This window comes from Mycobacterium sp. (genome assembly GCF_049683935.1).
GTDB lineage: Bacteria > Actinomycetota > Actinomycetes > Mycobacteriales > Mycobacteriaceae > Mycobacterium.
This window is the reverse complement of record NZ_JBAUJR010000409.1, coordinates 1-14340: the sequence shown is the minus strand read 5'-3', so window position 1 is coordinate 14340 and position 14340 is coordinate 1. Positions and strand designations below refer to the sequence as shown.

Sequence of the window (14340 nt, the reverse complement as noted above, 5' to 3'; positions counted from 1 at the left end):
GTGGCCGGTGAGGCGTGCCCGGCCGACCTCGTCGATCGCTGGGCGCCGGGACGGGTGATGATCAACGCCTACGGCCCCACCGAGACGACGATGGTTGTCGCACTCAGTGCCCCGCTGACGGCCGGGGGCGGCGGACCGATCGGTGCGCCGGCTCCCGGCGCGGCATTGTTCGTGCTCGACGGGTGGCTGCGCCCGGTGCCCGCCGGGGTGACCGGTGAACTCTATGTCGCCGGCCGCGGCGTGGGCGTCGGTTACGTCCGGCGGGTCGGGTTGACGGCGTCGCGGTTCGTGGCGTGCCCGTTCGGAGCGCCCGGAACCCGGATGTACCGCACCGGAGACCTGGTGCGCTGGCAACCCGACGGACAGCTCTGCTACCTCGGCCGCGCCGACGAACAGGTCAAGATCCGCGGCTACCGCATCGAACTCGGCGAGATCCAGACCGCACTGGCAGCACTCGACGGCGTCGACCAGGCAGTGGTCATCACACGCGAAGACCGCCCCGTCGACAAACGCCTCGTCGGCTACCTCACCGGCACCGCCGACCCCGCCACCACCCGCGCCCAACTGGCAGCACAACTGCCGACCTACATGGTGCCCACCGCAATCGTGACCCTGAAGACACTGCCGCTGACCCCCAACGGGAAACTCGACACCCGAGCCCTGCCGGCACCGGAGTATCTCGACGGTGACCGGTACCGGGCGCCGGCCACACCCGTCGAACAGATCCTTGCCGGCATCTACGCGCAGGTCCTCGGCGTCGAGCGGGTCGGCGCCGACGACTCGTTCTTCGACCTCGGCGGCGACTCGCTCTCGGCGATGCGTCTGGTCGCAGTGATCAACACCGTTCTGGATTCCGGACTTTCGGTGCACGGCCTGTTCGACGCGCCCACGGTCGCCCAGCTGGCGCCCCTGATCAGTGGCGAGGCGGGTCGGCGTAAACCCTTGGTGTCCGGGCCGCGGCCGGCGGTGATTCCGCTGTCCTTCGCGCAGAGCCGGTTGTGGTTCCTCGACCGGTTCCAGGGCGGGGCTGCGACGTACAACATGCCGAATGCACTGCGCATCGAAGGCCCGCTGGATGTTGATGCGCTCGGCGCGGCCTTCGACGACGTCATCACCCGGCATGAATCGCTGCGCACCGTATTCCCCGACATCGACGGTGTGCCCCGCCAGAAGGTGCTGCCTGCCGCTACCGGAATGTGGCGGCACGGCGACCGGGGTGTGGTGGCGTTGCAGGAGCACGATGTGGTCCCGGAGTTGGCGGCACTGGCGGTGCACCGGTTCGATCTGTCGACCGAGATTCCGATCCGAGTGCAGATCTATTCGGTCGGAGTGGAGAAATACATCGTCGGAATCGTCGTGCACCACATCGCTTTCGACGGATGGTCACTGGGCCCGATGGTCAGGGACATCGGGCAGGCCTACGCCGCCCGGTGCGCCGGACAGTCCCCGGGTTGGGCGCAGTTGGCGGTGCAGTACGTCGACTACACGGTGTGGCAGCGTGGCCAGTTCGGCGATCTCGACGACAGCGGCAGTCCCATCGCCGCCCAGATCGCCTACTGGCAGAAGGCGCTCTCCGGGATGCCCGAGCGGCTGGCGCTCCCCGTCGATCGGCCCTATCCGCTGGTCACCGATTATCGCGGCGCCAGTGTGCCGGTGGACTGGCCGGCCGACCTGCAGCGACAGGTGCGCGACGTCGCCCATGCGCACAACGCCACCAGCTTCATGGTGATCCAGGCCGCCCTCGCAGTGCTGCTGTCCGAGATCGGCTCCACTCAGGATGTGGCGGTGGGCTTCCCGATCGCCGGACGGCGCGATCCTGCTCTCAACGACCTGGTCGGGTTCTTCGTCAACACACTCGTGCTCCGTGTCGAGGTCGCCGGAGATCCCACGTTCGCCGACCTACTGGCCCAGGTGCGACGGCGCAGCCTGGACGCGTTCGATCACCAGGACGTGCCCTTCGAGGTGCTGGTGGACCGTCTCAACCCCGCCCGAAGCCTGACCCACCACCCGTTGATCCAGGTGATGCTGGCCTGGCAGAACGTTCTCGGGCAGGACGGTACCCCGGAGTCGGGTGTGACGCTCGGCGACCTGCAGGTCGGGCAGATGTTGATGGATACCCACACCGCCCGAATGGATTTGGTGTTCCACCTTTCAGAACACTGGACAGACACCGATCAGCCGGCCGGTATCCGTGGAATGGTGGAGTTCCGCACCGACGTGTTCGACGCCGACACCGTCACCACGATGACCCGCCGGCTCGAGCGGGTGTTGCTGGCCATGGTCGCCGACCCAGCCCGATCGGTGTCGTCGGTGGACCTGCTCGACGCCGCGGAACACACCCGACTGGCACAGTTCGGCAACCGAGCGGCACTGGATCGGACCACCACTGCGACGGCGTCGATTCCGGTGCTCTGGGCGGCGCAGGTCGCGCGCACTCCCGACGCCGTCGCGGTGACCTTCGAGGGACGGTCGCTGACCTACATCGACCTCGAGCAGCGGGCCAACCGTCTGGCACACCTACTGGCCGCCCACGGTGCAGGCGCGGGACACGTGGTGGCACTTCTGTTCTCCCGTTCCACCGAGGCGATCGTCGCGATCCTCGCGGTGCTCAAGACAGGCGCGGCCTACCTGGCGCTCGACCCCGCTCATCCCGACGCCCGCGTCGAGTTCATGCTCGCCGATGCCGCGCCGATCGCGGCGGTCACCACGGCGAGCTTGCGATCCCGGCTGGTCCGGAGTGACCTGACGGTCCTGGATGTCGACGACCCTGCCGTGGCGAGGTGTCCCGAAACCCGCATGCCGGCAACGGCAGCCGACGACGTCGCCTACATCATCTACACCTCGGGAACCACCGGCATCCCCAAAGGAGTGGCGGTGCCTCACGGCAACGTCGTCCGCCTGCTGGACTCTTTGGACGTCAGCGTCGCCCGCGAGGGTGTGTGGACACAGTGTCACTCGCTGGCCTTCGACTTCTCGGTGTGGGAGATCTGGGGCGCGCTGCTCGGTGGCGGTCGCCTGCTGGTGGTGTCCGAGTCGGTGGCCAGGTCACAGGAAGACCTCCACGCCCTGCTGATCCGTGAACAGGTCAGCGTTCTGAGCCGGACCCCGTCGGCGTTCTACGCGTTGCAGACGGTCGACGCGGCGCAGCCGGATCCGGGCCGGCAGTTGCCGCTCGAAGCTGTCGTGTTCGGCGGTGAAGCGCTCGAGCCACAACGTCTTCGAACCTGGCTGCGCGATCACCCAGGCCTGCCGAGGCTGATCAACATGTACGGCATCACCGAGACCACGGTTCACGCCTCGTACCGTGAGATCGTCGCTGCCGACGCCGACCGCAACATCAGTCCCATCGGGGTGCCCCTCGATCACCTGGCTTTCTTCGTGCTCGACGCGTGGTTGCGCCCGGTGCCGACCGGGGTGGTCGGTGAACTGTATGTGGCCGGGGCCGGACTGGCGTACGGGTATCTGCGTCGCACCGGACTGACCGCGTCGCGGTTCGTGGCCTGTCCGTTCGGCGCTCCCACGACGAGGATGTACCGGACGGGGGATCTGGTGCGCTGGGATGCGGACGGGCAACTCGACTACGTCGGCCGCGCCGACGAACAGGTCAAGATCCGTGGATATCGCATCGAACTCGGCGAGATCGAGAGCGCCCTGCTCGACTGCCCCGAGGTCTCTCAGGCCGTGACCACCGTGTACCAGGGCGCCACCGGCGCCCGCCTCGTCGGCTACATCACCCTCGACCACCGCACCACAGACGACCACGACAGTGAACTGGTCGACGAATGGCACAACGTGTACGACGACCTGTACAGCGCCGACGCGGCGAGTTCGGAGTTCGGATCCGACTTCCGCGGCTGGAACAGCAGCTATACCGGCGAGGCGATCGCCTTGCAGGACATGGCGGAATGGCGAACCGCGACCGTGGGTCGCATCATGGCCCTGCAGCCGCGGCGAGTGTTGGAGATCGGTGTGGGCTCGGGACTGCTGCTGTCCCGGATCGCCCCACAGTGCGAACTCTACGTCGGCACCGACATGTCAGCGGTGGCCGTCGAGAACCTCGCCCGGTCGCTGCAGCGGTTGGAGGTCCCGTGGCGTGACCGGGTCCAGCTGCTGGCCCGGCCCGCGCACGTCATCGACGAACTGCCGGCGGCTTCCTTCGACACCGTCGTCATCAACTCGGTCATCCAGTACTTTCCCGGGGCGGGATACCTCAACGAAATGATCGACAACGCCATGGATCTGCTGGCCCCGGGTGGCGCCTTGTTCATCGGCGACATCCGCAACCTCACCCTGCAGGGTGCATTCCAGACCGGGGTCGCGTTCGCGCGGGCTGACGGTGAGGACGGTGCCGGGATCCGCCAACGGGTACATCGTGCCATCGTCAGCGAAACCGAATTGCTCGTGGCCCCAGAGTTCTTCACCGCGTGGGCCGCCGGTCGACCGGCCGTCACCGGCCTCGACATCCAGGTGAAACGCGGGCGTTCGGACAACGAGCTGAATCGGTACCGCTACGATGTCGTCGTTCACAAAGGCCCACCTCCGGCCCGCTCGCTCGCCGATGTGCCGACCCGAACCTGGGCGGACTGTGGTGCGCAGGGACTGAGCACACTGTTGGAATCTCGACGGTCCGCCGTCCGTGTCACCGGGATCCCCCAGTCCGGGGTGCTCGCCGATGCGCACCTCGAAGAAGCCATCCACAGCGGGCTGTCCATGGCCGACGCACTGGTCGGAGCGGCCGAACTGCCCGCGGCTCTCACCGCAGAGGAACTGCACCGCATCGGCGAATCCGCGGGATACCGTGTCGCCGTCACCTGGGGTTCCCGCGCCGGTACCGTCGACGCGGTATTCGTTGCACCCGGTGACCCCGGGCACGTCTCCCCCGTGACCGACGTCTACCTGCCCGACAACGACGTTCGGCGCAGAACCCATACCAACAGCCCACAGACGAACACCAGAATCGGCGCAGTACGCCAGCAGTTGAGTTCCCGACTGCCCGAATACATGGTTCCCGCACAGATCGTCGTGCTCGACGAGTTCCCGCTGACGTCCTCGGGCAAGATCGACAGCAAGGCACTGCCGGAACCGGTATTCGCCGCAACCTCCTTCGAAACGCCGCAGACTCCCACCGAGAAGATCGTGGCCGACATCTACGCTCGGGTGCTCGGGGTCGAACGGGTCGGGATCGACGACTCGTTCTTCGACCTCGGCGGGGACTCGCTGTCCGCGATGCGGGTGATCGCCGCGATCAACAACACTCTCAAAGCCGATGTGGCAGTCCGCACGCTGTTCTACGCACCGTCGGTCAGAAGTCTCAGCGAGCAGTTGGGAACTCCCGACAGCACGGTGGAAGTGGTTCCTGTCGAGGTCTTCCGGCAGGGCACGGGAGCCCCCCTGTGCTGTGTTCACGACGGCCTCGGCCTCAGCTGGTCGTACCGGGTGCTGGCCGACCACCTGGAGTGCCCGATCATCGGCATCAACCAGATCTGGCCCGACGGTGAGGACGCCCCTGAATCGATCCGCGACATGGCGACCGGTTATGCCGACAGACTCCTAGCCGCGTATCCGTCCGAATCGTACAAACTTCTCGGTTGGTCTCTGGGCGGTGTTGTGGCCCATGAGCTGGCCATCGAACTCCAGCGGCGTGGATGCGTCGTCGAACGTTTGGTGCTGCTCGACGACGCCTTCAGTACCGACAGGGTGATCGCGGGAAGCCGAGCAGCAGATGAGGGACAGATTCTGGAGCAGATCCTGGCCGTCAACCGCATCGATCCCGTTGATCGGTCGGGGACGCTCACCTATTCCGACGCAGCCGAGTTGATTGGGCAACAACTGGAGTCTGCCGAACTCGGCCTACCGCCCTCGCAGCTGCTGGAGTTCATGATTCGCAGCGTCACCGTCAACCAACTCCATCTGCAGCAGCACACTCCAGAGCTCTTCGATGGCGACATGACCGTGTTCTGGGCAGCTGCTGACGGTGTCGAGGCCGGCTGTTCGGACCGGTGGCGGCCGCACGTCACCGGTGACATCACCACGCACCCAGTCGACTGCACACACCATGAAATGCTAGACACCGCAACGCTGAGCACCTATGCGGAGAAGCTCAAGAACGCTCTGGGGGCGTGACGCGTCGCGCCGTCACGGTCACTGCAGCAGCCGCTGGAACGCACCCTCTCGATACAGATCCGCGCAGGACGCCCGCCTCACCTTGCCGCTCGTGGTGATGGGAATCGAGCCCGGTGCGACGAGCACCACGTCCCGGACGCTCACGCCGTGCGAGTGCGATATCGCGGAGGTGACCCGTTCCCGCAGCTCGCGCAGGTTCTCCGTCACCTCCTCCTCAGAATCCCCCCGCCGTTTCACCTCGACGATCACCACAAGCGCCTCGGTGGCTTCGTCCACGGTGGCGATCGCGGCAGCTCGACCCCGTGACATCTCCTGGACGGTCGCCTCGATGTCGTCGGGATAGTGGTTACGCCCCCGCACGATCAGGAGATCCTTGATGCGGCCGACGATGAACAGCTCGCCCCCGGAGAAGAATCCGAGATCTCCTGTTCTCAGCCAACCTGTTTCGGGAGTGCCCGACGAAGGCTTGTCCAGCGTCGCTCCAAAGGTCTGTGCCGTCTCGGCCGGCCTGAGCCAGTATCCGGAGCTGACGTTTTCTCCGTGCACCCAGATCTCGCCGACAGTCTCCGCGGGCGCTTCGGTCGAGGTATCGGGATCGACGATCCGAACCGCGGGCGACCGTGGCGTGCCGTAACTCGCCAATGGCGTACCGGCACCGCATCTCTCGGCGTGTCCGGCCGCGAGTTTCTCGGAGTCGAAGTGGACGAAGTCGGGCGGGGCCCCCGGCGCGTTGGTGGCGACGAACACCGTCGCCTCCGCCAGACCGTAGGACGGGCGGATCGCCGACTCGGGAAAGTTGTACGGTGCGAAGCGCTGGGTGAAGCGCTTGACCGTGTTCGGATTCACCCGCTCGGCACCACAGTTGATGAACGACACATCCCCGAGGTCGAGCCCCGCCATATCGGCGTCCGAGGTGCGCGCCGCTGCCAGCGTGAACGCGAAATTCGGTGCCGCAGAGAGTACCTGGGGATTCTGGGCCAGCAATTGCATCCATCGAGCAGGTCGCTGCAGGAACGCTATCGGACTGGTGATGACGGATTCCCAGCCACCGAAGATTCCGGTGCACACACCACACATCAATCCCATGTCGTGGTAGAACGGCAGCCACGATACGGTCGATCGGGGCATTCGGTGACCGGCGATGTAATTCGAGACCATCTGCTCCCAGTTGGCCGACAGATTGCGGTGCGACACCACGACGCCCGCCGGAGTGCGCGTCGAACCCGACGTGTACTGCAGGTAGGCGACATCCGGGTAGCGCCGCCCCCGCACACCTGAGGCCGTGCGCGGAGTCGGGTCGAGAGCATCGACTTCGATGATCGAAGGTGTGGGTCCTCCTGCCGACGGTTGCGCATAGGGCGCCACGCTGTCAACAACAACCGACGTGGTCAGAATGACCGACGGCGTCGCATCCCGCAGGACTGCCGTGACCCGCTCGTCATGGTTGGCAACCGTCGGAACAGAGAGCGGAACGGCGATGAGGCCCGCCTCCAACGCTCCGAGGAACGCCACGATGTAGTCGAGACCTTGCGGCGCCAGTATCACTGCGCGGTCGCCGGTCGATCCGCACCGCTCCAGCTCGGCTGCCAGGTTCAGCACGCGTCGGTACAGCTGCGCCCAGGAAAGGCTTTCGGATGAACCTTCCCACTCCTGTTCGTAGTCGAGGAAGGTGAAGGCCGTCTGATTGGGCTGCAAGCTCGCCCGCTCGCGAAGGACGGTGCGGATCGACGACTCGACCATGGAGCCCTCCCCACACGCCGCGGAACTATGGATCGAGCTTAAGGACTTTCAGCGGCCACATCTGCAGAATGCACCGCCGGAGTTCCGGCGGGCACGGCAGATCGGTCCACTGTGGGCACGCTCGCCCACGGCTCGTCGTTGCTGGCACAGTCGGGATGTGGCCGACTACTGGAATCACAACACCGCCTACCATCCGTGGCTGTACTCGATCGCCGCGCGACACCACGGGGACGTCCTCGATGTGGGCTGCGGCGACGGTCTGCTGGCCCAACGCCTCGCCCGAGTATCGCGGTCGGTCACCGGTGTCGAGTCAGATCACGCTGCGGCGGCGCGGGCACGCCGGCGCCTCGTCGATGTCGCCAATGTCTCCATCGTGGAAGCCGGCTTCGACGGATACGAATCCGGTGACGTCCGGTTCGACCTGATCACCTTCGTCGCAAGCGTGCACCACATGGATCTGCGGGCATCGCTGGCGAAAGCCCGCGGACTGTTGAGACCTGCCGGCGAGATCGCCGTGGTGGGACTCAGCGCGAACAGGACAGTGCGCGATCGGCTTTGGTCGGCGACGTGTCTGCCCGCGGTGCGGATCGGTTCCTGGTTGCAACGCGAGACCCCGGATATCGGCGTACCGGTGACGCAACCGCGCGAAAGCCTCGGCGAGATCCGCCGGGTCGTCGGCGACGTCCTTCCCGGAGCCGACATCCGTCGCGGGCTGTACTACCGCTATCTGCTGCGATGGCGGAACTGCCAGATGGCTGATCGATCTGGGTACGTAGGCTGAGCCGCGATGCCCACCAACGACGTCGACCACCGCCTCAGCGCCGTGCCGGATACCGGGTACGTCTACCGCACCTCGTGGCGGGTGGCGACCGGTGACCTCGACACGAACCTGCACCTGCGCCTCGACGGTGTGGCCCGGTACATCCAGGAGGTCGGCGCCGAGAACCTGGTCGACGCCGGCGAGGCCGAGGACCATCCCCACTGGCTCGTCCAGCGCACGGTCATCGATGTGATCGAACCCATGGAGTTCCCCAACGACGTGTCGTTCAGCAGATGGTGCTCAGCGCTGTCGTCGCGGTGGTGCACGATGCGCGTCGATCTCGTCGGCAGCGACGGCGGCCGCATCGAGACCGAGGGCTTCTGGATCGCGATCAACGCCAAGACGCTGACACCACAACGCGTCTCGGACACGCTGGTCGAACGTTTCGCCTCCACCACCGATGTGCACCGACTCAAGTGGAGTCCGTGGTTGGACAACCCGGACGAGCTGGACGAGGTGATGCCGTTCGCGCTGCGGCGCACCGACATCGACGTCTTCGAGCACGTCACCAACACCGCCTACTGGCACGCGATCCACGAGGTGATGGCGCTTTTCCCCGATGTCTGCACGCCGCCGTATCGGGCGGTGATCGAGTATCGCCGGCCGATCAAGTACGGCGAGGACATCACCATCGGTTGGGCGCGACGAGGAGACGACGTGCGGATCGCGCTGTCGGTCGGCGACGACATCCGGGCGGCCGCCCTTCTGCGCAAGCTGTAGACCCTCCCCGGGGGTTGAACCCCAGTCTCGGTGAGTGAGACCGCTCCTTGTTCGGTGTTCACCTGCAGTTCACGGTGAGCTGTCCACACCAACGGCGGGAGGAACTCCTCAATGAACGATGCGGCTGAACCCGACACGGGAGATCGCGATACCGGTCGGCCGCGGCGGCGCCGAAGCGCCGTCTGGCGCGTCCTCGGCGTCGCGATCACCGCGCTCGCGCTCCTGCTCGGCGCGGCCGTCCCGGCTGCCGCCGCCGAGCTGATGAGGGTGACGTTCGTGCGTCACGGCCAGTCCGCTGGCAACGCCTCCGGACTGATCGACACGACGACACCCGGCCCGGTCATCACCGAGTTGGGCCAACAGCAGGCGCGGACCGTGGCAGGCACCCTCGGTGACAACAACTACGACTCCATCTACGCCTCGACGATGGTGCGCACCCAGCTGACCGCGGCCCCGATGTCGCAGTACCTGCGGCTGCCGATACAGGTGCTGCCCGGCCTGCAGGAGATCGAGGCCGGTGTCTTCGAGGGGACTCCTGAGAGCCAGGCCGCTGACGGCTACGGTCTGTTCCCCCTCGCCTGGGCCATCCAGGGCAATCGTGATCTGCGGATCCCGGGATCGATCGACGGCAACGAGTTCGACGCCAGGATGGACGGCGCGCTGAAGACCATCTGGGACAAGGGAGACCGCAACAGCGTCATCTTCTCGCACGGCGGCGCCATCATGTTCTGGACGATGATGAACGCGGTGAACCTCACGGCGGCGCAGAAGATCGATCTGCTCAGGACCGCGCCGCTGAGCAACACCAACTACGTGATCGTCGAGGGCAACCCCGAGGACGGCTGGACATTGGTGAACTGGAACGGCCGGCTGTTCAGCCCCGAACCCACGTTCGGCGCCGAGGTGCGACGCCAGCTGCGCACGTTGAACCGCCAACTCGCCACCAGCGTGGCGCAGTTCGTCGAATCGTTCGCCTCGCGGGATTTCGCGACGATCGCGACGGCGTTCAATCGCAGTGTGGCGGACGCGGTCTACTCGATCGCCAAGTACCACCGCGCCATCCACGCCAAGGTCATTCACGATCTCGACAAGATCTTCCGGCCGGAGCCGGAGGCACAATCCGAGGTTTCCGCACTGGTCGCGGCTCCCGAGTCACAGAGCGATACCGCCTCCCCGGAGGCCACCCCGGGGGCCGAGTCGACCAGCGACGACACCTCGGAGACGACCCGCAGAATGTCGTCCAAGCGCGACGTGGCGGACGCCGAACCGGCGGAGCAGTCCCTCACCGACGATGCGGCACCGGCAGAGAAGCCGCTCGCCGACGACGAGTCACCGGCGGACACGGCGGATCGTGACAGCGATCAGGACGCCCCGACCGATGTGGCCGCCGAGGTGAGCGACGCGGACGAGAAATCCACCGACAAGCGCGATGATTCCTCCGAGACGAAGTCTGCCGACAGCGACACCGCGGACGAGAAGTCGACCGACCGTTCCGACAGCGCCGACGCCGGCGGTGACAGCGACAGCGGTTCGGAGCGCGACGCCGCGTAACCGATGTGCCGCGGCTTCGGCCGCCAGTCGGCCCCTTCGCCCATCGGCGGAGGGGCCGACTCGCGTGTCCGCCAAACCGTCACGTCGCGGACGTCACCCGTGAGATCGTTCCTGGGTTCCAGTGATGACCTCGATGAGCCATATCCGGGAGTGTTCGTGCAGGAGTCCGCGAGCAGCAACACATCTGACGCGCCGACGTCGATGGTGGCCCGGGTCGCGCTGATCATCAATTCATTCGACCGAGCGGGCAAGGTGCTGCGCCTCGATCAGGTGGTCACCCGTACCGGGCTGCCCCGGTCGTCCGCACATCGGATACTCACCCAGTTGCACACCTCGGGGCTGCTCACCCACCGGCCGGACGGATACTCCCTTGCGGCTTCGTCGCTGCCGGTGACCCACGCCGTGGACCACTCGGCGCTGCGCGGTGTCGCCTCTCCGGTACTCAAACGCCTGCAGGCCGACACCGCTCTCGTGGTGCACCTCGGCGTGCTGGTGGGCACGGATGTCGTCTACCTGGACAAGGTCTCGGGAACCAGCGGGGTGGTGGTGCCGACCCGCGTCGCCAGCCGTACCCCGGCGCACGCCAGCGCATTGGGCAAGGCGATGCTCTCGAGGCTTCCCGCCGAGGAAGTGGACTCTCTTCTTCACGGTCCACTGCCCCGATGCACCCCCGCGACCATCACCGATCTGACCACCCTGCACCAGGAACTGGCCCAGATCAGGACCCGCCACGGACTCGCCTACGACGACCAGGAGCTGGCCGGCGGGTTGGCCAGCATCGCCGCCCCGATCCGGACGCCCGAGGGGGACATCGCGGGCCTGTCCCTGACCGGTGCGACGCCCGCTCAGCGGCTGAACCGGATGGCTCCGTTCCTCACCCGGGCCGCCCGGGGCATCACCGAGCAGATCGGCACCACGTCGGCGGCCCCACGCGATCAGGCTGACATCGCGAGGGTCACCGACGACATGCTGTCCCGGGTCCTTCGCACGCTGTCCTCCGATGACTGGGTGTGAACACCTCACCAGAGCAGATCGTCGACGTTGAGGCCCAGGGCGAAGCGACCCGCCACGGACAACACCTGCTCAACGTTGCTCGACACGTGCATCCTCGCGGTCTGCGCATCGCGCCACACGCGCTCGACCAGGCGTTGGTCGCCGGTGCGTAGGGGGTCGTGCACGACGGCCCCGATGGCCGCCATCGCCCGCTCGGAAGCCATCACCTGATCGCGGCGGGTACGCAGCACCAGTTCGGCGTCCGGATATCCGCCCGCCCGAACACATTCCATCAGATCGCGCACGTTGCGCCGAATCTGTAGCACAGACAGGTCGACGTCGGCCCCGGCCATCGCCGCCGAACTCAGCGGATCCGGGGCCGCTTCCGGGCGCTGGTCTTCCAGCACCCGTTGAGCTGCCCCGAGAAGCGGCATCGTCCCGGCCAGCGTGAACACCGTCGGTTGCGGAAGCCGGTCCAGCGGCGTGGCGGAGACGCCCGGGTCGACGTGAAGCCAGCTGAACGTGCGGTGATCGGGCACGAACACCCCGGAGACGACGATGTCGTCCGCACCGATCCCGCGCAGCCCCAGCCCGTTCCATGTCGCCTCGACGACGTATTCGTCCCTGGGGACCAACACCGCCATGAAGTCCTGGGCGGCGCCGTCGGGTCCGACGCGCAGCGCGGCCGCGCTCAGCCATGTCGCGTGGCGGGCTCCCGTACATCGGGTCCACCGACCGGACAGCATGAACCCACCGTCAACCCGGTGCAACCGTCCGGTGGGGGCATACGACGAACACAACAACGTCCGCGGATCCGAGCCCCAGATCTCCTGCAGCACTCGCTCGTCGCGCACCGACAGCCCCCAGCTGTTCACCCCGAGCCAGGCAGCCAACCAACCCGTCGACATGCACGCCGACGACAGCTCGCGGGTTGCGGTCAGAAACACCTCGGGATCGGCGTCCAGTCCGCCGCACGACTCAGGCTGCAGCAGCGAGAAGAAGCCGGCCTCACGCAGCAGAGTGATCATCTCGGGGTCCACCCCGCCGCGCCGGTCGACCTCCCCGGCAGCCGCGGTGATCGCAGGCAGTAACGCCCGAACGGAGCTCAACACCGACTGCGATGATGGACTCGCCCTCACAGCCTCGTTCCCCATGCCACGATCATGGATACCATCTGCCGCCGTCCGGAAAGGTGTGTATGGCCCACCCCGATCTGCCACCCTCGCTGAATCCGGCGGTGCGCAACATCCTCGACAAAGTGGCGGCCGAATCCGGGATCGCGACCACCAACTCCGTTGCAGCACTCGGTCATTCATTGGAAGGCCGGTCCCTCAAAGCCGTCCGGCACGGGGGATTGGGCCGAAGCCCCGAGCAGTTCGCCTCGGAGGTCTACGACCTCGCGATAGCCGATGCGTCGCTGGCCTGGCTGGCCGCGATGTTCAATTCCGGGGCCTCCGACGTCGCGACGCTGCTGGACGACGGGTTGTGGGACGGTGATCCGGATGCGCTGATCACTACGGTTCACCGCGGCAACGGAGACGTCGCCGACGGCCGACTGTCCGGGCGCTGGCAGTCCGTCGTCGGGGCCGGATACGCCGATTGGCTGCTCCTGCCGACCGACGACGGATCCGCATGTCGCGTCCTGATCGCCCGCGACAGCGCGCACCTCGAACCGATCGGTGATCACCTCGGCCTCGGCGCGGCGGGCATCTGCGATGTGGCGGTCACAGAACTCCCGGTGGCCCCGCACCGGATCCTGCGCGGGGCGCACACCCACACCGTCGTGACCTCGCGATGCGCCGCGGCAGCGGTGGTCGGGTCGGCTGACGGGCTGTGGCGGGCTCACGTCGAACAGGCACGCGCGCGACTGACCGCGTCCTACGGCGGTGAGGAGACGACCGACACCACAGCTGCCCAGCTTGCGTGGGCAGCGTCCGACATCGATGCCGCCAAGCTTCAGATCACCACGGCCGTTGCGGCGCCGGACGACCCCGAGGGCGTGGCCTGGGCCTCGCAGCAGGCCGTCGCCCGAGCACGTTCGGCCGCCGACCGACTACTCGGCCACAGTCGGCATGCGCTTGACGCGTCGGATCCGGTGACCCGTCGATGGCGGGATGTCCACGCCGGTTGCCGTCTGGCCGTTCCCCTGATCGATGCCACGGCGTCGCCGCTACGCTGACCGAGTGTCCGCTCTGGTACTGACGCAGGTCGACGACCGCGTCGCGCTCATCACTGTCAACGACCCCGACCGACGCAACGCCGTGACGGCGGAGAGTTCCGCCGCACTGCGCGCCGCGGTCGAGGCCGCCGAGGCCGACGCGGGCATCCACGCGGTGATCGTCACCGGCGCGGGAAGGGCGTTCTGCGCCGGCGCCGACCTCACCGCTCTGGGC

Annotated in this window: 9 protein-coding genes; 7 read left to right on the top strand and 2 right to left on the bottom strand. The window is 67.0% G+C overall.

Features of this window, described 5'->3' with window-relative positions:
- Positions 1 to 6123 (top strand): amino acid adenylation domain-containing protein (locus WA965_RS23350; RefSeq protein ID WP_526448123.1); only part of this gene is annotated, 6123 nt, incomplete at its 5' end.
- Positions 6124 to 6141: 18 nt separating this feature from the next.
- Here the strand turns inward: WA965_RS23350 and WA965_RS23345 are convergent.
- Positions 6142 to 7863 carry a fatty-acid--AMP ligase gene (locus tag WA965_RS23345; protein WP_526294207.1) on the bottom strand — a complete coding sequence of 574 codons (1722 nt, stop codon included), beginning with the start codon at positions 7861 to 7863 and terminating at the stop codon, positions 6142 to 6144.
- A gap of 157 nt (positions 7864 to 8020) precedes the next feature.
- Between WA965_RS23345 and WA965_RS23340 the strand changes: the two genes are divergently transcribed.
- From WA965_RS23340 to WA965_RS23325, 4 genes are all read left to right on the top strand, one after another.
- The gene (locus WA965_RS23340) at positions 8021 to 8644 is read left to right on the top strand and encodes a class I SAM-dependent methyltransferase (RefSeq protein WP_526294208.1); all 624 of its coding nucleotides are present in this window, start codon (positions 8021 to 8023) and stop codon (positions 8642 to 8644) included.
- A gap of 6 nt (positions 8645 to 8650) precedes the next feature.
- Positions 8651 to 9403, top strand: coding sequence for an acyl-[acyl-carrier-protein] thioesterase (locus WA965_RS23335; protein WP_526294209.1), 753 nt, complete (start codon positions 8651 to 8653; stop codon positions 9401 to 9403).
- A gap of 111 nt (positions 9404 to 9514) precedes the next feature.
- Positions 9515 to 10954 (top strand): histidine phosphatase family protein, encoded by a 1440-nt coding sequence (locus tag WA965_RS23330; RefSeq protein ID WP_526294210.1) that lies wholly within the window; start codon positions 9515 to 9517, stop codon positions 10952 to 10954.
- 99 nt (positions 10955 to 11053) lie between these two features.
- A complete protein-coding gene (locus WA965_RS23325) occupies positions 11054 to 11968 on the top strand; it encodes an IclR family transcriptional regulator (protein WP_526294211.1) in 915 nt (304 codons plus the stop codon).
- Between the two features lie 5 nt (positions 11969 to 11973).
- Here the strand turns inward: WA965_RS23325 and WA965_RS23320 are convergent, their stop codons facing one another.
- Positions 11974 to 13059 (bottom strand): acyl-CoA dehydrogenase family protein, encoded by a 1086-nt coding sequence (locus WA965_RS23320; RefSeq protein ID WP_526294212.1) that lies wholly within the window; start codon positions 13057 to 13059, stop codon positions 11974 to 11976.
- Positions 13060 to 13145: 86 nt separating this feature from the next.
- On the opposite strand from WA965_RS23320, the gene WA965_RS23315 reads away from it, so the two are divergent.
- Both WA965_RS23315 and WA965_RS23310 read left to right on the top strand, forming a co-directional pair.
- On the top strand, positions 13146 to 14126 hold the full coding sequence (locus tag WA965_RS23315) for an acyl-CoA dehydrogenase family protein (RefSeq protein ID WP_526294213.1): 981 nt from the start codon (positions 13146 to 13148) through the stop codon (positions 14124 to 14126).
- A 4-nt stretch (positions 14127 to 14130) separates the two neighbouring features.
- Positions 14131 to 14340 (top strand): enoyl-CoA hydratase/isomerase family protein (locus WA965_RS23310; RefSeq protein WP_526448122.1); only part of this gene is annotated, 210 nt, incomplete at its 3' end.